Annotated in this window: 17 protein-coding genes; 15 read left to right on the forward strand and 2 right to left on the reverse strand. The window is 40.4% G+C overall.

What is annotated here, in order from left to right; translation table 11 throughout:
- Positions 1-133 precede the first annotated feature (133 nt).
- From H5200_RS12750 to ihfA, 5 genes are all read left to right on the forward strand, one after another.
- A complete protein-coding gene (locus H5200_RS12750) occupies positions 134-1,189 on the forward strand; it encodes a DUF2066 domain-containing protein (RefSeq protein ID WP_182717933.1) in 1,056 nt (351 codons plus the stop codon).
- The gene (gene hda, locus H5200_RS12755) at positions 1,189-1,899 is read left to right on the forward strand and encodes a DnaA inactivator Hda (RefSeq protein WP_179959227.1); all 711 of its coding nucleotides are present in this window, start codon (positions 1,189-1,191) and stop codon (positions 1,897-1,899) included. Before H5200_RS12750 ends, hda begins: the two co-directional genes overlap by 1 nt.
- 151 nt (positions 1,900-2,050) lie before the next feature.
- A complete protein-coding gene (gene pheS / locus H5200_RS12760; RefSeq protein ID WP_145241591.1) occupies positions 2,051-3,031 on the forward strand; it encodes a phenylalanine--tRNA ligase subunit alpha in 981 nt (326 codons plus the stop codon).
- Between the two features lie 15 nt (positions 3,032-3,046).
- Positions 3,047-5,434, forward strand: coding sequence for a phenylalanine--tRNA ligase subunit beta (gene pheT / locus H5200_RS12765; protein WP_182717934.1), 2,388 nt, complete (start codon positions 3,047-3,049; stop codon positions 5,432-5,434).
- Between the two features lie 2 nt (positions 5,435-5,436).
- Positions 5,437-5,730 carry an integration host factor subunit alpha gene (gene ihfA / locus H5200_RS12770; RefSeq protein ID WP_016707763.1) on the forward strand — a complete coding sequence of 98 codons (294 nt, stop codon included), beginning with the start codon at positions 5,437-5,439 and terminating at the stop codon, positions 5,728-5,730.
- Positions 5,731-5,788: 58 nt separating this feature from the next.
- On the opposite strand, the gene H5200_RS12775 is transcribed toward ihfA, so the two are convergent.
- Positions 5,789-6,589, reverse strand: coding sequence for a DUF2989 domain-containing protein (locus tag H5200_RS12775; protein ID WP_149982909.1), 801 nt, complete (start codon positions 6,587-6,589; stop codon positions 5,789-5,791).
- A 176-nt stretch (positions 6,590-6,765) separates the two neighbouring features.
- Between H5200_RS12775 and H5200_RS12780 the strand changes: the two genes are divergently transcribed.
- The 10 genes from H5200_RS12780 (at position 6,766) to H5200_RS12825 (ending at position 19,012) form a co-directional block, all read left to right on the forward strand.
- Positions 6,766-8,208, forward strand: coding sequence for a glyceraldehyde-3-phosphate dehydrogenase (locus H5200_RS12780; protein ID WP_145241596.1), 1,443 nt, complete (start codon positions 6,766-6,768; stop codon positions 8,206-8,208).
- A gap of 209 nt (positions 8,209-8,417) precedes the next feature.
- On the forward strand, positions 8,418-9,548 hold the full coding sequence (locus tag H5200_RS12785; RefSeq protein ID WP_149982910.1) for a carboxypeptidase family protein: 1,131 nt from the start codon (positions 8,418-8,420) through the stop codon (positions 9,546-9,548).
- Positions 9,549-9,917: 369 nt separating this feature from the next.
- A complete protein-coding gene (locus H5200_RS12790; protein ID WP_182761623.1) occupies positions 9,918-11,423 on the forward strand; it encodes a sodium:alanine symporter family protein in 1,506 nt (501 codons plus the stop codon).
- 181 nt (positions 11,424-11,604) lie between these two features.
- Positions 11,605-11,931 carry a hypothetical protein gene (locus H5200_RS12795; RefSeq protein ID WP_149982912.1) on the forward strand — a complete coding sequence of 109 codons (327 nt, stop codon included), beginning with the start codon at positions 11,605-11,607 and terminating at the stop codon, positions 11,929-11,931.
- 1 nt (position 11,932) lies between these two features.
- Positions 11,933-12,214, forward strand: coding sequence for a YeaC family protein (locus H5200_RS12800; protein WP_016707757.1), 282 nt, complete (start codon positions 11,933-11,935; stop codon positions 12,212-12,214).
- Positions 12,204-14,888, forward strand: a complete 2,685-nt coding sequence (locus H5200_RS12805; protein ID WP_182740009.1) for a DUF349 domain-containing protein — start codon at positions 12,204-12,206, stop codon at positions 14,886-14,888. Before H5200_RS12800 ends, H5200_RS12805 begins: the two co-directional genes overlap by 11 nt.
- Positions 14,889-14,983: 95 nt before the next feature.
- Entirely contained in the window at positions 14,984-15,538 is a 555-nt protein-coding gene (locus H5200_RS12810) for a DUF1439 domain-containing protein (RefSeq protein ID WP_182717938.1), read from the forward strand.
- Between the two features lie 253 nt (positions 15,539-15,791).
- Positions 15,792-16,562 carry a hypothetical protein gene (locus H5200_RS12815; RefSeq protein WP_182740008.1) on the forward strand — a complete coding sequence of 257 codons (771 nt, stop codon included), beginning with the start codon at positions 15,792-15,794 and terminating at the stop codon, positions 16,560-16,562.
- A gap of 307 nt (positions 16,563-16,869) precedes the next feature.
- Positions 16,870-17,172, forward strand: coding sequence for an H-NS family nucleoid-associated regulatory protein (locus H5200_RS12820; protein WP_149982916.1), 303 nt, complete (start codon positions 16,870-16,872; stop codon positions 17,170-17,172).
- Between the two features lie 82 nt (positions 17,173-17,254).
- Positions 17,255-19,012 carry a DEAD/DEAH box helicase gene (locus H5200_RS12825; RefSeq protein ID WP_182740007.1) on the forward strand — a complete coding sequence of 586 codons (1,758 nt, stop codon included), beginning with the start codon at positions 17,255-17,257 and terminating at the stop codon, positions 19,010-19,012.
- Between the two features lie 21 nt (positions 19,013-19,033).
- On the opposite strand, the gene H5200_RS12830 is transcribed toward H5200_RS12825, so the two are convergent.
- Positions 19,034-19,369 carry a ribonuclease E inhibitor RraB gene (locus tag H5200_RS12830; protein ID WP_182717941.1) on the reverse strand — a complete coding sequence of 112 codons (336 nt, stop codon included), beginning with the start codon at positions 19,367-19,369 and terminating at the stop codon, positions 19,034-19,036.
- Positions 19,370-19,519: the final 150 nt, after the last annotated feature.

Below are 19,519 nucleotides of genomic sequence, written 5' to 3' on the forward strand. Positions count from 1 at the left end.
AGGATGCCGCTGTGATCTTCTGTGTATTGATTACAAACACTTATTTGTAATTGGGTTTTAACAAATATATTTTTGCTTTGTTGGGTGCTTTGAATTAGGATCAAATCAGTTTAAAACCAAGAACTAATGCCCTGTGTCTAGATTATTTATTGCTATTACCACCATTTTCCTAAGTTTCACTGCAACTGCGGTTGAAGTTACTGATCTATATCAGGACGTATTAAAAGTATCTGACAAATCTCGCGATGCTCGACTCAGCGCCAGCCGCGAAGCGTTGCTAAATGTACTGGTTAAGGTCAGTGGCGATCCAAATGCTGACAAAAACCCAACGGCTCAGCGACGTAGTAAAGATATATCAGATTACATGCTCAAATTTGAATACGACGAAAAAGCCAATGGTCAGCTTAACCTCGTGGTTAAATTTGAAGCAAACAAAATCAACGCACTCGTCAAAGAACTTAATTTACCATTGTGGGGGACGCGTCGTCCGCTGGTGGCTATTTGGCTTGCCATTGAAGATAACTGGCGTCGCGAACTTGTTACCCAAGAAAGCTATCCGCAGTTAGAGCAACTAATTTATAGCACCGCAGCGCGACGTGGTTTGCCTGTCGTGGTGCCATTACTTGATTTACAAGACCGTGCATTAGTGGGAATACCTGAAGTGTGGGGAAATTTCTCTACGCCAGTCGAGCAGGCATCAAGCCGCTATAGTGCAGAGCGCAGTATTACCGCGCGTTTATACAAACAACCTGACAGTGAGGTTTGGCTGTTGGATTGGCGTTTTACTAACGATGAGCTGTTTGAAGCAAACAGAGTAACCGGTGATAAACAACAAGCCATAGCCTTAATGATTGACAGTTTAGCGGCAGGCTTAGCCAATGAATATGCGGTTGATCCAAATTCTACAACGCAGCTTGCCCAAGCGGTGTTTAAATTAAAAGGCACCACTAACTTTGTCGATATAGAGCTTGCTAAACGTCAGCTACAGAGCTTAAGCGTGGTTACCCAAGTGACAATTCGTTCTCGTACCGCTGATATGGTTAGTTTTGCGATAAATCATACTGGCAGTATGCATGATTTACAAAAAGCCTTAGAGCTCGACCGCGCTTTTCAACCCTTTGTTGACCCTCGTGCGTTTTATCCTGTGACAGCGCAAGACGATTTAGAATATCAATGGGTTGGTTTGTAATGCCGGCAATGGAGCCGGTGCAAATGGCATTGCCGGTGACGTTACCGGATGATGAAACGTTTGCCTCTTATTTTGGTGGTGAAAATTCACTGGAAGTGAGTCATTTAAAAAATGCCTTTAAAAGTTTAGCAACCACTTTTCAATATACTTATTTGTGTGGTTTAGGGGATTCAGGTAAATCGCATTTACTGTATGCAACCTGTATTCATGCTCAAGAGCATGGTTTATCAACTATGCTGCTATCAATGCGCGAAGTGATTGATTTTGGTCCTATGGTGCTCGATGGCTTAGATGCCCTTGATGTGCTGTGTATTGATGACGTGCATTTAGTAGCAGGTAACGATGCGTGGGAAAAAGCGTTGTTTAATTTTTTTAACCGTTTTAACGAACCGGGTAAGTGCTTGGTAGTGACAGCGGATCTGTTACCAGACATGCTAAATATTAGCCTGCCGGATCTTGAGTCACGATTAAAATGGGGTACGACATTTCAAATCCGTTCTATGAGTGATGATGACAAAGCCGAAGCCTTAGTAAAGCGTGCCAATATGCGCGGCTTAGAGCTCAGTGATGAATGTGCGCGCTTTTTATTAACGCGTTTGAGTCGTGATATGCGTGCGCTACTTGATGTGCTTGATAAACTTGACCATGCATCGATGGCTGCACAACGTAAATTGACAATTCCTTTCATAAAATCCACTCTAAAACTCTAGTTTTCTCTACAAAATCGTCTAACTTCCCATTTTACTTAACCAGAATGGGAAAGAATTCAATAAGATTGGTATAAGGTCTGGAATCTAGCCATTGCTTTCAGTTATCATTAGCTATTACTTAAATCACCTTCTGTGACAGATCAGGTATCGAATGAACTTAGAAAATATATTAGCGCAAGCACTTGAGGCGGTCGCCAGTGCCAGTGAAATCGCGCAGCTTGAAGATATCAGGGTTAACTACCTTGGTAAAAAAGGCGAAATCACGAATCTATTAAAAACCCTTGGTAAAATTGCCCCTGAAGAACGCAAAGAAGCAGGCCAAGTAATTAACCAAGCTAAGCAAGATGTACAAGTTGCGATTAACGACAAGCGCGAATTATTAGCAAGCAAAGCCCTTGAAGAGAAATTAGCCGCTGAAACAATCGATGTAACATTACCCGGTCGTGTTATGCCAACAGGTGGTTTACACCCAGTGACGCGTACCATTGAGCGGATTGAGAGCTTTTTTGGCGAATTAGGTTTTGCGGTTAAATCTGGCCCAGAAGTAGAAGATGATTTTCATAACTTCGACGCGCTAAATATTCCTGAGCATCACCCAGCGCGTGCTGATCACGATACCTTTTACTTTAATCCAAAACTGGTGTTGCGTACGCAAACCAGTGGTGTGCAAATTCGCACCATGGAAGCTGAGCAACCGCCGCTGCGTATTATTTCTCCAGGGCGTGTATACCGTAACGATTACGACCAAACACATACGCCGATGTTCCATCAGGTTGAAGGGTTGATGGTTGATACTGATGTAAGCTTTACTGAGCTTAAAGGTATTTTGCACGATTTCTTGCGTAACTTTTTTGAAGAAGATATGGAAATTCGTTTCCGTCCTTCATTTTTCCCATTTACAGAGCCTTCAGCGGAAGTTGATGTGATGGGTAAAGACGGAAAATGGTTAGAAGTATTAGGTTGCGGAATGGTGCACCCTAACGTGCTTAAATCAGTGGGAATTGATCCAGAAAAATACACTGGTTTTGCCTTTGGTATGGGTGTAGAGCGTTTAACCATGCTGCGTTATGGTGTAAATGACTTACGTGCGTTTTTCGAAAACGATTTGAAATTCCTTAATCAGTTCCGTTAAGAGTGAAGAAATAACATGAAATTTAGTGAAAAGTGGTTAAGAGAGTGGGTTAATCCTGCAATTGACACGCAGGCTCTTTCGGAACAGTTATCGATGGCCGGCCTTGAGGTAGATGGTGTAGAGCCCGCTGCTGCAGAATTCTCTGGCGTTGTTGTCGGTGAAGTAGTTGAATGTGGTCAGCATCCTGATGCAGATAAACTACGTGTAACTAAAATCAATGTCGGTGGCGATGAGCTATTAGATATTGTATGTGGTGCGCCAAATTGCCGTTTAGGTATCAAAGTTGCAGTAGCTATGGTTGGCGCTGTATTACCGGGCGATTTTAAAATTAAAAAAGCCAAACTACGTGGTCAACCGTCTCACGGCATGCTGTGTGCATTCGTGGAGCTGGGTATTAGCGAAGAAGGCGACGGTATCATGGAGTTGCCACTTGATGCACCAGTGGGCACAGACTTACGTGAATACTTAAGCCTTGATGACAACATTATTGATGTTGATTTAACCCCGAATCGTGGTGACTGTTTAGGTATTAAAGGCATCGCTCGTGAAGTGGGCGTACTTAACAGTATTGATGTTAAAGCCCTAGAGATACCAGCGGTTGCAGCAACTATTGATGATAAAGTATCAATTGAACTAGTAAACGATGAAGCCTGCCCACGTTATTTAGGGCGTGTGATCAAAGGCATCAACCTTGACGCCACAACACCACTTTGGATGGTTGAGAAGCTTCGTCGTAGTGGCGTGCGCGCAATTGACCCTGTGGTTGATGTAACTAACTATGTGTTACTTGAACTTGGCCATCCAATGCATGCTTTTGATTTAAATGCGATTGAAGGCGGTATCAAAGTACGTAGCGCCCATGCTGGTGAAGAGCTGGTATTACTAGATGGTAATACTGCTAAGTTGAATGAATCTACCTTAGTAATAGCCGACCATAACAAAGCGCTGGCGATTGCCGGTATCTTTGGCGGTGAGCAATCAGGCGTTACCGAGCAAACAACGGATATTCTATTAGAAAGTGCGTTTTTTAATCCAGTTGCTATCGCAGGGCAAGCCCGTAGCTATGGTTTACACACAGATGCATCGCATCGTTATGAACGTGGTGTGGATTTTGCGCTGCAACATGATGCAATAGAACGTGCAACTGCGTTGTTACTTGAGATTGTAGGCGGTCAAGCAGGCCCTGTAGTTGAAGCTGTTGCAAAAGATAAGCTTCCTAAGGTCACTGAAGTGCGTCTTCGTCGTGCGCGTTTAGACCGTGTTATTGGTCATCATATTGAAGATGCGAAAGTAACCGACATTTTAACCCGTTTAGGGCTTGATGTGAAAATTGTCGATGGTGTGTGGAGTGCAGATGTACCAAGCTACCGTTTTGATATTCGTATCGAAGAAGATCTAATTGAAGAAGTTGCTCGCGTATATGGTTACAACAGTATTCCAAACGTAGCTCCGACTGCTAAATTAAAAATGACCACTCATAACGAAGCCAATATTGCAGTGAGCAAATTTCGCAATACGTTAGTGACTCGTGGTTATCAAGAAGCGATCACTTACAGCTTTGTTGATCCTAAAGCACAGGCTATTTTACACCCAGACAGTGACGCGCTTATTTTGCCACATCCAATTTCGATTGAAATGTCGGCAATGCGTGTGAGCCTTATGCCAGGTTTACTTGCATCAGTAATGTATAACCAAAACCGCCAGCAGCCACGTATTCGTTTATTTGAGCATGGCCTTAAATTTCTACGTGATGAAAACGCAGAGAATGGCGTAAACCAAGTTGCAGTTATCGGTGGTGCTATTACTGGTCTGGCACATGGTGAACATTGGGTTGAAGAAAAGCGCACCGTTGATTTTTATGACTTAAAAGGTGACGTTGAAGCATTACTTTCATTAACCAATGATATAACGCGTTTTGAAATCAAAGCAGAGCAATCAGATGGCTTACATCCGGGCCAATCTGCGGTGATTTATGTTGAAGGTAAAAAGGTCGGTTTCTTTGGTGCTATTCATCCTCAAGTACAAAAATCGTTAGATATCAATAATGCGACTTACGTGTTTGAAATTGAAATGACAGCCATTGAAAAAAGAAATTTACCAGAGGCTGTAGGGGTTTCGAAGTTCCCTTCAAACCGCCGCGACATCGCTATTTTAGTGGAAGATCAGGTGAAATCTGGCGACATTTTATCAGTGATAGAAAAAGTTGGCGGAAATCAATTGGTTGACCTAAACTTATTCGATGTGTATAAGGGCAAAGGTATTGAGCCAAATTATAAGAGTTTGGCGATTGCTCTAACACTGCAAGCGGTTGATAGAACACTCGAAGAGAAAGATATCAATCTAGTAGTTGATAACGTGGTGGCCGCACTGGCCGAACAGTTTAATGCATCGTTGAGGGACTAGATATGGCGCTTACTAAAGCCGACATAGCTGAACACCTATTTGAAAAATTGGGGATCAATAAAAAGGATGCCAAAGATTTAGTTGAAGCGTTTTTTGAAGAAATCCGCTCAGCGCTTGAAAAAGGCGAGCAGGTTAAGCTCTCTGGATTTGGTAACTTTGATCTTCGTGACAAGAAAGAAAGGCCTGGCCGTAACCCGAAAACTGGGGAAGATATCCCTATTTCGGCACGACGCGTCGTCACCTTTCGACCTGGTCAAAAGCTCAAAACTCGTGTTGAAGTTGGTACGAGCAAATAAATTAAAAAAGGCAGCGTCAGCTGCCTTTTTCTTTTCTATAAACTAAGTTTGAACGCGATTAAAAATCCCGTGGTGAAACAAACTGCCCAGCTTGAATACTGTCGTAGGTTTGCTGTGCGAGGGTATCTAATCCGCTGAGACTTTTTCCTGTTGCTGTTAGCTGCTGTTCAATTGGGAATATTTCAACATTGGTTATCCCAGAAAGCTGCGCAATTTTTGCAAAAGTATAGGCATGCTTATATTTTTCCTGCTTATAAAACAAACTGGTCAATGTGGTGAATATTTCGGGGTTTGGAGTTTGCTCAGCTTTGTTTAGCTCTAACGTTTTATACAGTAAGTCTATGGTCTTATCTTCATCAAACTTAATATAGTAGCTGGCTAAGAAAAACTGGATTTCAGCGTCCTCAGTGACACTAGGATCGTTTTCAAGCGCAAGTAATTTAGTCAGGGCTGATTGGTCATTATTGCGTGACCAGTGATAATACAACAACCCAGGGTGGTTAGTATTTTTGGTATCTTGAAATAACCGTGTCATTTCCTTGATACTGGTTAAATGCGCTTCAACGCGGGAGGTGGTTTTTTCTTTTAACTTGATATGCTCAATTTTTGCCGCCAGCGATACGCATCTATCGTATTTTTCAAAACCCTTTAATAATAAATATTTGTTATCGTCAGTCGGTTGTTTGTATTCATGGTAACGCGCCATGATCACATCAGCACGCTGTGCTTTACAGTGACTATCGGTATTTAAATCATTACATAAACCTGGGGTTTCTTTACACACCTTTGCAAGTGTCAACGGTTCTTCACACCCAGTTAATGCCAACAAACTCAGTAAAACACTTGCTCTTAGTAACATCCCTTAACCTCACCTTAATAATTACCTTGTTATTCTAGCGTAATGAATTGATCTCTAACAGTGGAGAATAAAGTTAGTTTAAATTAGAATAGCGAAGCCCACTGAGGCGTGTTGCTCTCAAAATTCAATACGTCTTATGGCTATCCGTTCAAAAATTGTTTAATTAGGTAAATAAAATGACCTCATCTCACGAGTTAGAATACACAAATAGTTGGCAAGAACGCCAAGATTACGCAGAAAGCATGCAACCTATCATTGGTAAGCTTTATCGTAATCGTGGTATTGAAATCGCGGTATATGGCCGTCCTCTCGTCAATGCCAGTACAATTGATATCATCAAATCTCACAAAACAGTGGCACAGTTTGAAGGTACTAAACTACGTTTACGCGAAAGCTTTCCGTTTTTAGAAGCTATTAGCAAAATGGATTTAAACTCTGCCCGTATCGATATTGGTAAACTGGCTTATGGTTATTTATTTAACGATGTTGCAAATGGTCGTTCTATCGAAGAGTATTTAAACGACGAGTTAGCTGAAATTGTAAACTCACAAGCCAAAGAGCCACGCGATGTAGTGTTATATGGTTTTGGTCGTATCGGTCGTTTACTAGCGCGTTTGTTAATTGAAAAATCAGGTCCTTATGCGGATTTACGCTTACGTGCAATCGTTGTTCGTGGTGGTAAAGACGGCGACCTTGAAAAGCGTGCTAGCCTATTACGTCGTGATTCAATTCATGGTCCTTTCAATGGTTCAATCACCATTGATAAAGAACGTAATGCAATAAAAGCCAATGGTAGCTACATTCAGGTGATCTATGCTAACTCTCCAGATGAAATTGACTACACAGCATATGGTATTGAAAACGCATTGATCGTCGATAATACGGGGATCTGGAAAGACGAAGCTGGCCTTGGCTTACATTTAAAATCAAAAGGCGCTGCAAAAGTACTATTAACAGCACCGGCGAAAGGCAATATCAAAAACATCGTATATGGTGTTAATAACCACGATATCAAACCGGAAGATAAAATTGTTTGTGCAGCAAGCTGTACTACCAACGCAATCACACCAACATTAAAAGCACTTAATGATAAGTTTGGTATTAACAATGGTCACGTTGAAACAGTTCACTCGTACACTAATGACCAAAATTTGATTGATAACTACCACAAAGCAGATCGTCGTGGCCGTGCCGCAGCACTTAATATGGTGATCACTGAGACTGGCGCAGCTAAAGCTGTTTCAAAAGCATTACCAGAACTTGAAGGCAAATTAACGGGTAACGCAATCCGTGTACCTACACCGAATGTGTCTCTGGCTATTTTGAACTTAAACCTTGCGACCAGCACCACGGTTGAGGAGTTAAACTCGTTCTTACGCCATGCTGCTCTGCATTCAGAGTTACGCGACCAAATTGATTACACGGCCTCTACTGAGATTGTGTCTACCGATTTAGTCGGCAGTCGTTATGCGGGTGTAGTTGATTCAACCGCCACTATCGTTGATGACAACCGTATTGTACTTTATGTTTGGTACGATAATGAGTTTGGTTACAGCTGCCAAGTTGTGCGTTGTATGCGCGATATGGCCGAGGTTTCATTCCCAAGCTTGCCACGTTAATTGGTAATAGCTTAAAAATCTTTACAAAAAGCCAGCATTCGCTGGCTTTTTTAGTCATGAATGTTTTTTCAAAACCCAAGCCATGTGGTAGGCTGTATCCAGTTTGCTACATTTTAATAACAATGCGTCCATTATAGTGAGGCGTTATTTAATTTCTAACTAACAAGCGATGAGTTAGCGATTAATTTTTCATATATAGGTTTAATAAAATGAAAATCACCAGTAATTTTGACAGTGGCAATATCAAGGTCATTGCCGCGACCGATCCACTTAATATTCAGCTTGAGATCAATAAAGATCATTTATCTGATTTTTTTCAGTGGTTCCATTTCCGTTTAGAAACAACACCTTTTCAAAGCCATAAATTACATATCAATAACCTTGAAAATTCAGCTTATCCTGACGGCTGGGAAGGTTATCAGGCAGTTGCATCATATGATCGCCAAACCTGGTTTCGTGTTCCTTCAAACTATGCTGATGGCACGTTATCATTTGAGATTGAGCCAGAATGTGGCTGTGTTTATTTTGCTTACTTTGCACCATATAGCTACGAGCGTCACTTAGATCTAATCACATGGGCACAAAGCCAAGAAGCCTGTCAGCTTGAAACCTTAGGTGAAACACTTGATGGCCGTGATATGAGCGTACTGCGCATTGGTGGCGAAAGTGATGAAAATAAGAAAACTATTTGGATAACAGCCCGTCAACATCCTGGCGAAACGATGGCCGAATGGTTTGTTGAAGGTGTATTACATAAGTTATTAGATGATGAAGATCCACATGCAGCTGCATTGTTATCAAAAGCGGTATTTTACATCGTACCGAACATGAACCCTGATGGCAGCGCTCGCGGGCATTTACGTACTAACGCAAAAGGAGTTAACTTAAATCGTGAATGGCAAACTCCAAGCATGGAAAATAGCCCAGAAGTATATTTAGTGCTAAATAAAATGCGTGAGACCGGTGTTGATATGCACCTTGATATTCACGGAGATGAAGCGATTCCATATAACTTTGTAGCCGGTAGTGAAGGTATCCCAAGCTATGATGCACGCTTAAAAGACTTAGAAGACAGTTTTAAAGCGGCATTGCACATAGTGACTCCTGAGTTTCAAGATGTCCACGGTTACCCGAAAGATGAGCCAGGTCAAGCCAATCTAACGGTGGGGTCATCAGCTGTTGCAGAAGAATTTAAAGCGCTTGCTTATACGGTTGAAATGCCATTTAAGGATAACGATGGTTTACCAGATCCTGATTATGGCTGGTCAGATCGCCGTTCATATCAATTTGGCCAAGACACCTTGGCTGCGATTGTTAACGTAGTAGATAAATTAAGATAAAGCGTTTGTACTAAGGGCATCATTTATATCGATGCCCTTAGTTTTTTTAATCGCGATGAATGGCATTAGCGACGCTAATAAAGCGATGATATTTGTTTAATGTGTTACTTAAATCTTTTCCAAGCTCTGTTCGAGCCGTATATTTAAGTTACCTGCATAAAACCACGTAGGGTTAATTAAGTTTTACAAGTAGTTGTTTTGAAAATTAAGTGTTAACAAACTTAGATCGTTTAAGTTAATATTCAAAAAGTTGCAGGGGAGGTAGTAATGTTGTTACCTTATTTCCCATAGCCATATGTCGCGCATTCTGATTAGCTACAGCAGAGTATCGTAACTAGAAAATAATAAATATAACTATAGAGGATATCCATGGAAGCTTTTGTAAGCGCTGTTAATGATGTTGTTTGGAGTAATGCACTCATCTATTTATGCCTAGGCGCAGGCTTGTTCTATTCTGTATTAACCCGATTTGCTCAAGTTAGACATTTTAAAGAAATGTGCAAATTACTATTTAGCCCTAACACCTCAGATAAAGGGATCTCATCTTTTCAAGCATTGGCTGTGTCGTTATCTGGACGAGTAGGGGTTGGTAATATAGCCGGTGTAGCGGCAGCAATTGGCTTTGGTGGCCCTGGTGCTATTTTTTGGATGTGGATAGTGGCTTTTCTAGGGGCAAGTACCGCGTACGCCGAATCTACATTAGGGCAAATTTATAAAACAGAAGAAGATGGCCAATATCGCGGCGGCCCAGCATATTATTTTGATCGCTGTTTAGAACAAAAATGGCTGGCGATTTTATTTGCCGTGTCGGCAATTATTGCATGTGGTGTTTTTCTGCCGGGCGTGCAAGCCAATGCAGTTGGCAACGCGTTTACCCAAGTGTTTGGTGATGGCACTATGGTTTCAACGAGTTTTGGTGAAGTTGGTAGCTTTAAATTGGTTGCTTTGGCAATTATTCTTATTGTTTTAGCGTTTATTATCTTCGGTGGTATTAAGCGTATTGCTAACTTTACTCAAATTGTGGTGCCATTTATGGCGTTAGGCTACATAGTATTAGCTTTAATCGTGGTATTTTTAAATATCGATAAAGTACCTGATATCTTCTCTTTAATCATAACAGATGCGTTTACCGCACAGGCCGGTTTTGGTGCCGCTATTGGTTGGGGTGTAAAACGTGGTATTTATTCTAACGAAGCTGGTCAAGGTACCGGACCGCATGCAGCTGCAGCGGCTGAAGTTGATCACCCAGCCCAACAAGGTTTAGTGCAAGCTTTTTCTGTTTATGTTGATACTATTTTTGTTTGTACTGCGACAGCATTAATGATTTTAATTACCCAGCAATACAATGTAGTGGGTGAATTACCTGCAGGGCAATTTATTGTACAAAACGTTGATGCTGCAACTGAAGTTGGTTCAGCTGCTTTCACGCAAATGGCTTTATTCAGCGTGTTTGGTGGTTTTGGTGAAGCATTTGTTGGAATTGCATTGTTCTTCTTCGCTTTTACTACAATACTTGCTTATTATTATATTGCTGAAACCAATATCGCATATTTAAATCGTTATTTTAAAGGTACTATTCCGCTTGTGATGGTGAAATTTGTGATTATGTTTATGGTGTCATATGGCATGGTAAACAGCTCTGGTTATATCTGGAGTATTGGTGACATTGGTGTAGGTTTAATGGCTTGGATAAATATATTGGGCATTTTATCAATATTCTTTGTGGCTAGACCTGCGCTATTATGTTTGCGCGATTACGAAGATCAGAAGAAAAAAGGCGGGGATATCACATTTGACCCTGTTAAGTTAGGGATCAAAAACGCTACTTTTTGGGAAAAGCGTCTCGCAAAACAATCAAAAGACTCTCACTTATAGGATTGAGTGGTGTAATCAGAGATGTTTTGGTTATTGTAAAAATTAGATACTCGTTGTTTTTCGGATCTCAGCTATTGGCTGCAATTGAAAAAAGACAACGACAAATAAAACACGTACAATAAAGGGCGCCGCAAGGCGCCTTTTTTATGCGTAGATTTTTATGCGAAGTATGGAGAAAGATATGGCAATTGTTCGTTGTCCTAGTTGTAATAAGTCAATATCCGATAAACACCAACAGTGCCCTCACTGTGAGAATAATGTAGCGCAGCTTGATGATGAACAACGTCAACAGCTAGCGCGCGAAAAACGCATTCAAAAACAACAAATGTTTATGAATCATTCTTTTTTTGCTTTACTGATATTTTTAGGTGGATTCTTTAGTTTATACTTTTTACATCCAGAACCTGAAACTCCATCGTGGTACGCATGCTCCGCAGCCATTGCAATCGGTTGTATTTGGTATTTAATAAACCGCGTTATTTTAGTGACTTTAAAAAAGAAAAAATGACATGAACATCGATAATCTCGTAAAAACAATTACCCCAGAATTATTCGAACGCCTCCAGTATGGTGCCGCAACAGGTAAGTGGCCTGATGGCACGGTACTCAGTGACGAGCAAAAGCAGCAGACAGTGCAATTAGTCATGCTTTACCAAGCAAAAGTAGCGCAAACAAATGAGCAATTCACCATCGGTTCTAATGGTGAAATGGTGCAAAAAACCAAAGCACAATTGCAAAAAGAATTTACCGCAGACAACGAAATAGCAAGGTTTAGTGAACATGATCTTTAAACACCTTTTTACCCCGAAGTGGAAGCACCCGAAGCAACAAGTACGTTTAGAGGCAATTGAAAAGCTAGATGTAGAGCGTGATGCGACGATTTTAAATGCATTAGCTCTGGAAGATAGTTCAGCAGAGATCCGTAAAAAAGCGCTTAATAAAGTCAATGATTTAGTGCTGTGGTGGCAGGCGTATAAACAAGATCAAAGTTTAAAAGAATTAGCAGAACAGCATATATCAAATGCCGTACTGAGTGATGAAAGTAACTTATCTAGCCACATTAAAAACGAATACATAGAGCGTTTTGCTCCGGTAAAAACGCTTGAAAAACTTGCATTTGCAGAAAAAGAACTGCAAGTAAGAGCGAAGCTATTAAAACGTTTGGCTAATCCTAAGTTAGTTGAAAAGGCGTTCAAAGAAGGTTCAAGCGAACTACAAGTGCACCTTGTTGAGCAAGTGATCACCCATCAATTAGTGAAAAGCTTAGTTAAGCATGCACATGATGAGGCAAAATTAACCCTTGAGACGCATATAGAAAATGAGCGTTTAGCAATTGAAATGCCATTAAAAGTACAAAATGATACTCGTGTTATTTTGGCAAAACTTAATGCATTACGTGAAAAACAAGACTATGCGCTTGTTACTCAACAATATGGTGAGTTAACCCAGCAATGGCAGGCACTTGATCTAACCTGGTTAAATCCAGAACAACGCGAGACGGTTGCAAATAAATACATCGTACTAACCGAAAAATTAAATGAGTTAGTTAGTCAATTACAAGCTGTTCATGAGCAACAACAACAACGGTTAGCTCAGCAGCAACGACAATTATTGGCGTTGGCAAATTTAGAAGCGTTAAGTGATGAAATTGAAAATGCGCTACAAGTTGGCTTAGAAACACCAGAGCAAATACAACAAGATTGGTTGGAAGCTAAAGTTGCACAAGCACAGGAAACACTGACACAAAGCGAACTGCAAGACGGCGGGCAAAAAAACCAAGTGACTGGCAGATTAACAAGTTTGTTTAAGCAAGTAGCTAAATTACCAGAGCTTAGTGAAGCGATCAGGGTTTTTAAAACTTCATTAAAAGAATTGAGCAGTATCAACACTGACGATATTGACCAAGCAAATTATGATGAGGCTAATCGCCAATTTAAGCAGACGTATAAAGCGGCGAATGCATCTTTAGCTCAGTTACCTAAGCCGTTACAAGGGCCTTTTAAAGCACAATTAAATGAGCAACAACAACGCTGGAATAAAGCTGTTGCACCTATTAGTGATACATTAACAAAAAATCAGCAACAAGCTACTCGCAAAGGACGCGATGTTCAGCGCCTTATTGAACAAGGCCGTTTTAATGTTGCATTTGGTGTGTTTAAAGGCTTTATTGAGCTGTATGAAACGTTAACTCCAGTTAGTCAGCAAAGTCTTGAAAAAGTCAAAGCAGATCTTGAGCAGCAGTTAGAAAATGCTCGTGATTGGCAAAAGTATGCGTCTGCCCCTAAGCGTGAAGAGCTACTAACTGAAATTACCAGTTTGCTCAATCAACCTTGCACAGATGCCAAGGCGCGTGCAAACGAAGTGAAAACATTACGCCGTCGTTGGAATGAGCTTGGACGTTTAGATACCGAGCAAGAGCAGGCGCAAGGTAAAGAGTTTGATGACAAGATAGAGCTATTATTTGCACCATGTCGTGAACATTTTGCGCAACTTGAACAACAGCGCGAAACGACGAAACTTGAACGCGAAGCGATTATCACTCAGATGAAATCATTGGCTGATACTGATACGACGAGCGATGAGTTTGATTGGAAAGAGTTTGAAAGCCAATACAATCGTATCAATAAAGTATGGCGTAATGCGGGTAATGTAGAGCCAAAAGTATACCGTGCTTTGCAAACACAATATAAAGCGCAGCAACAGCAAGTATTCAATGCGTTGAATGCGTTTCATAAAAGCAACGCGGCAGCAAAAAATGCACTCGTTGAACAAGCACAGCAATTATCAGTAAGTGAAGACTTAGCTGATGCTTGTCAGCAGCTCAAAGAGCTGCAACAGCAGTGGCAGGGAATAGGCTTTGCGGGTGTAAAAGCTGAAAATGCATTATGGCAAAAATTCCGTCAATACAACGATGTGACATTTGCTAAACGCAGTGAGGAGTTTGCTCAGCATAAACAGCAACAAGCCGCCGACAACGCAGTTATCGCAGCACAACTGAGTGAACTTGAAGACGCATTACCAGCGGTTAATCAAAAAGCGCAATTACTAGATTTACGCACTAAGCTAATTGTGCTTGAAGGGAGCAAAGAATTAAATAACCGCATGCAAAAGCTATTAGCTAACATTGATGGTAAATTAGCCGTGCTGACAGAACAAGCAGCACAGGCTGATTTTAGCGCTTTATTTAGTGCGCTTGAAAACCAGCAAGCAATACCTGCACAATGGCAAGGGTGTGCTGATACGCATTTAACCATTACGCAACTGATGTTAAGAATGGAAATTCTAGCTAATGTTGCCAGTCCTGAGGGAGCACCTCGTATGGCTGAGCAGGTTGCAATGCTTGACGATAAGCATCGCGGTGAACAAGCTGATCTACATTATTACTTAAAACAGTTATTGGCTCTGGCTCAAGGTTCAGTTGATGCTGACACACTAGGACGTTTAAAAGCGGTATTTAGCATTTAAATAATCTAGGGCGCCGCAGATTAAATAAAGCCGCCGTTGTGCGGCTTTTGTTTTTATTTGGTTTTTGACGATAATATTATAGTAAAGGAAAAACAATGAAGTATATTTTATTAATTAGCTGTTTATTACTCTCTGCTTGTAACACCACGAACGGCGTATCTGTTTATTCATTTACTAGCAGCGAAATTGAAACAGCACTTAACCAGCAATTACCAAAACTTAGTGAAGAAGTCAGCTTGATGGGGTTACCTGTACAGTTTAATGTGAATGATTTAAGCGTGAATGTCGGCCCTGATAATCGTGATGTAATCGTATTAGGTGCAGATTCGAGTGCTGTTATAAATGCTTTCGCACTTAAATACCCAGTGCGTCTGAAGCTGCAAATAGAAGGTGCGCCATTTTATGATAGTGAGAAAAAAGCGGTATTTCTACGGAATGTAAAATTGCTTGATTCAACTATCGACGCGGGCGGTTTTAAGGGAAACCTAGCGGTGCTTGATGATGAAGCAATGAAAGTTATTAACGGATTTTTAGCTGTAAACCCAGTCTATAGATTAAATATGAATGATCCTAAGGTTGCGCTATTAAGTAAATTACCTTTAGATATGAAAGTAGAGCAGGGCGCAATTAAATTAGTACCTAGCATTTAAACTAATATTATTCAGATGGTTGAAGCCCTGCACGTACAGGGCTTTTTTGTATCTGTTTAAATATAAGTAAGGTGGTTGTTGCTTAATTTAAAAGGGGAGGTACACGCTATAAGGGCTGCTATTTATAACCGTCATCGAGATATAAATTAAAAGAATAATTTTATTATATAGGTACAAGTTGTGTGTTTAATCGACTATACTGATTGTTAGTTAAACACCCTTAATTGCCTTCTTTATGGATAAAGAGCCTATTATGAAAAAATGTAACGTGATATTCAGTGCAACGATGATAGCTGTATTCTCGGTTGTAGCTTTTGCTAATGAGCCCGATTTAAATTCTAATCCTTTTCTTGCAGAACATGCAGCGCAACAGCAGGGCGCTCAGGTGTTTTCTTTTACAGAAACGCCAATTGAACTGCACGAACATGATAAAGTTAATGCAGCTCAAGATACAGACTATATACGGCTCGCTGTAGAGACGAAAACGAATGGGTTTGCGTTAGTCGACACATCTCAGATCAAAGATATTGATAAAGTCATTGCAGAGCAAAAATATGGCCATGAACTATTTCTGCACAGCTTGAAACCTGAAATCATGGCTGCGCAATCAACCGCAGACCAAACTAATTTGTCTGAGCAATTTGCAGGAGACACAGTTGCTTTAGATAATATATTGTTGCAACAAGAATTTACTGTTATGAGTAAAACCGTTGGCGGAAATTTTATTGCCGGTAGCGGTTGGGATCAGTTAACTCAGATTGTCAAGAATGATACGTTTGGTACTGTGATTATAAAAATGTTTAGTTTTAGTCAAAGCAGTGGCGTATATATTGATGCGGACGCGGTGAATTATTATGTAAATAGCAACCCTGGGGTCCTTTATGTACTTAAAGACAATAGCGATAATGTGTACACGAGTTTATCTTGGGCTGACCAAAAGCAATCCTATTCTATTGGTCTTGAAAAAAACATTAATGATATTGGTTTAGCGGGGCGGTTTAAAACGCTAATAACGTCGATGTAGTTGTATTATAAAGTGATCAAATGAATTTATGTAATTGCGAAAATATTGAGATGAACGTTCGTTTTAAAATAAAGCGATTACATACTATTTATGTTAATTAAGCATGTTAAGTATATTTTTCAGCGCTGATAAAGTGAATAATAAACCACTTAACTTTAATAAATGACTATACTAATCTTATTGATTAATCTTAGTTTAAATAAAATCCTTAAAAACTGCTTAATCAGCTTGGCCTATTTTAAAGAATAGGCTTATAATTTAGTTGAATCATATCTAATTTATAACTTTACAACTTAGTGAGTAAAAAATGAAAGAAGTTAAAGCTTTTATTAAATCAGCGAGTCTATCAGACTTAGAAAAAGCACAGGCATTACTTGGCGATGCGATTGCAAAATATACGCAGCAGCAGCAAGCGAAACAAGAAGTACTTGATCTGTTAAAAGCAAAAGGTCTTACTCTTGATGATCTTCAAGACGGTGCCAACGATAAACGCACAAAAGTAATGCCTAAATACCGTATTGAGTTTGAGGGTGAAATTGTTGAATGGACTGGCCGTGGTAAACGCCCTAAAGCATTCCAAGGTGTTGAACTTACCGACCACTTAGCTTAATACTGTAGGGGGTGTATACCCCCTCTTTATTTATAAAATAGTTATTCCCCCATTATTTGTTGACCCCTTCGAAGTTGCCACTATGACGTATGTACTACGACCCTATCAACAAGAAGCGGTTGATCGCACTGTCGCTCATTTTCGTAAAACCTCAGATCCTGCTTTAATTGTATTACCTACGGGTGCAGGTAAAAGCTTGGTGATCGCTGAGTTAGCGCGAATTGCCAGAAAGAAAATTTTAGTACTTGCCCATGTCAAAGAGCTTGTTGAGCAAAATGCTGAAAAATATAAAAGCTTTGGCCTTCAGGCGAGTATTTTTTCTGCGGGTTTAAAACAAAAGTCATTGCTACATCAAGTAACGTTTGCCAGTATCCAATCGCTGTCACGCAATCTTGAGCAACTTAACGAACATTATTCGTTAGTGATCATAGATGAATGTCACCGTGTCAGTGGTGAGCAAGATAGCCAGTACCAAAAAGTGATCGTTGCGCTAAAAGCATATAATCCGCAGTTAAAAGTACTTGGGCTTACCGCTACGCCTTATCGTATGGGAATGGGCTGGGTTTATTATCGCCATTATCATGGTTTTGTTCGAGGCGATAAAGCGAGTCCATTTCGAGAATGTATTTTTGAACTACCCCTGCGTTATATGATCAAGCATCATTATTTGACTGCGCCAAAGGAAGTGGATGCGGCGATCAGTCATTATGATTTTTCTTCTTTACAAAGTGATTCCTTCGGACGCTATACAGCCGATGATATGAACCAGTTGCTAGAAAAGCATAGCAGAGCAACCAAAGCTATTATGCAGCAAGTTATTCAGTACAGCGAGCAACGCCAAGGGATCATGATTTTTGCTGCGACCGTATTGCATGCAAAAGAAGTCTATGGTTATTTGCCTGAACAACAAACGGCTTTGATCACCGGGGATACTCCTAACGCTGAACGTGACCGTATTATTTTGGAATTTAAGCAGCGCCGACTAAAGTATTTAGTCAATGTATCGGTGCTCACCACCGGGTTTGATGCGCCTCATGTTGATTTTATTGCTATTTTACGCCCGACAGAGTCGGTTAGTTTATACCAACAAATTGTTGGTCGAGGCCTGCGTTTAAGCGAAGGGAAAACCGAGTGTTTGGTAATTGATTATGCAGGTAATGGCTTTGACTTATTTTACCCCGAAGTAGGAAGTAAAAAAGGCGATAGTGATAACGAGCCTGTACAAGTACTTTGCCCGGGTTGTGGTTTTGCCAATATATTTTGGGGAAAAACCGATACACAAGGTAAAGTGATTGAGCATTTTGGCCGTCGCTGCCAAGGTTTACTCGAAGATGATGATGGCTCAAAAGAGCAATGTGATTACCGTTTTCGCTTTAAAGAATGTGAAGCGTGTGGTGCGCAAAATGATATTGCCGCACGTCAGTGCCAGTCTTGCCATGAGGTAATGGCTGATCCTGATGATAAACTACGTGCTGCATTAAATTTAAAAGATGCATTGGTATTACGTTGCAGTGGTTTAAGTGTTGTTAGCCTTGCAAATAACGAACATATTATTAAAGTTACTTATTATGATGAAGATGGTGCTAGTTGCGATGAAATTTATGATTTCTCAAAGTCCGGCGCCCGTTATGCGTTTAATAAACAATTTGCTCAGCGTACTGCTAATGGTCAAACACCCACAGAATATAAGTCAGCTGGACAAGTTATTGCTGGACAGATGCAGCTTGTTGCACCGGATTTTGTTATTGCTAGAAAGAGTAAAAAATATGGCTGGAAGGTTGCCGATAAACTATTTGATTATCAAGGTAACTTCAGAAAGGCAAATCAGCTAAGCTATTAATAAGCTTAACTGATTTTAGACTTAGGCGTCGTCGCCATCCATTAATCCCCAGCCATCACCATAACCGTTATAGCCATTTGCAATACTTTCTAAATATTGCTCTGTTTGGCCAAGTAAAGTGTGATCTGGCACCATCTCGACCTGAGTTACCACTTCCCAAATACCGGTGTCTGTGCATTGCACTAATTCGGTGGCAGGGGAGAGTTCATCTTTGGCTATCGCGGTGGCAAACTTTTCGGCATCTACTTTTTGCTCAAATAAAATATAGAAATCAATTTTGTGCATTTGGGCCAAATCTATACCCGCAGCGGCGATTTCAGCTAAAAGTTGGCCATTGTCATCATCAGGAAAGTGCATTTAAAAACTCAATAAAATTATTTCAAATTAGTATCGACTATTGTAACCAAAATAAAGCACATAAGCGTACTAATTTTCACATTTGAGTTACTGCGTGAAGTGACTTCAATATGGTACTATTTCAATAATTATCGGTAAATTGTTTTTAAG

The sequence above is a fragment of the Pseudoalteromonas sp. SG43-7 genome (assembly GCF_014164295.1).
Classification (GTDB): Bacteria; Pseudomonadota; Gammaproteobacteria; order Enterobacterales; family Alteromonadaceae; genus Pseudoalteromonas; species Pseudoalteromonas rhizosphaerae.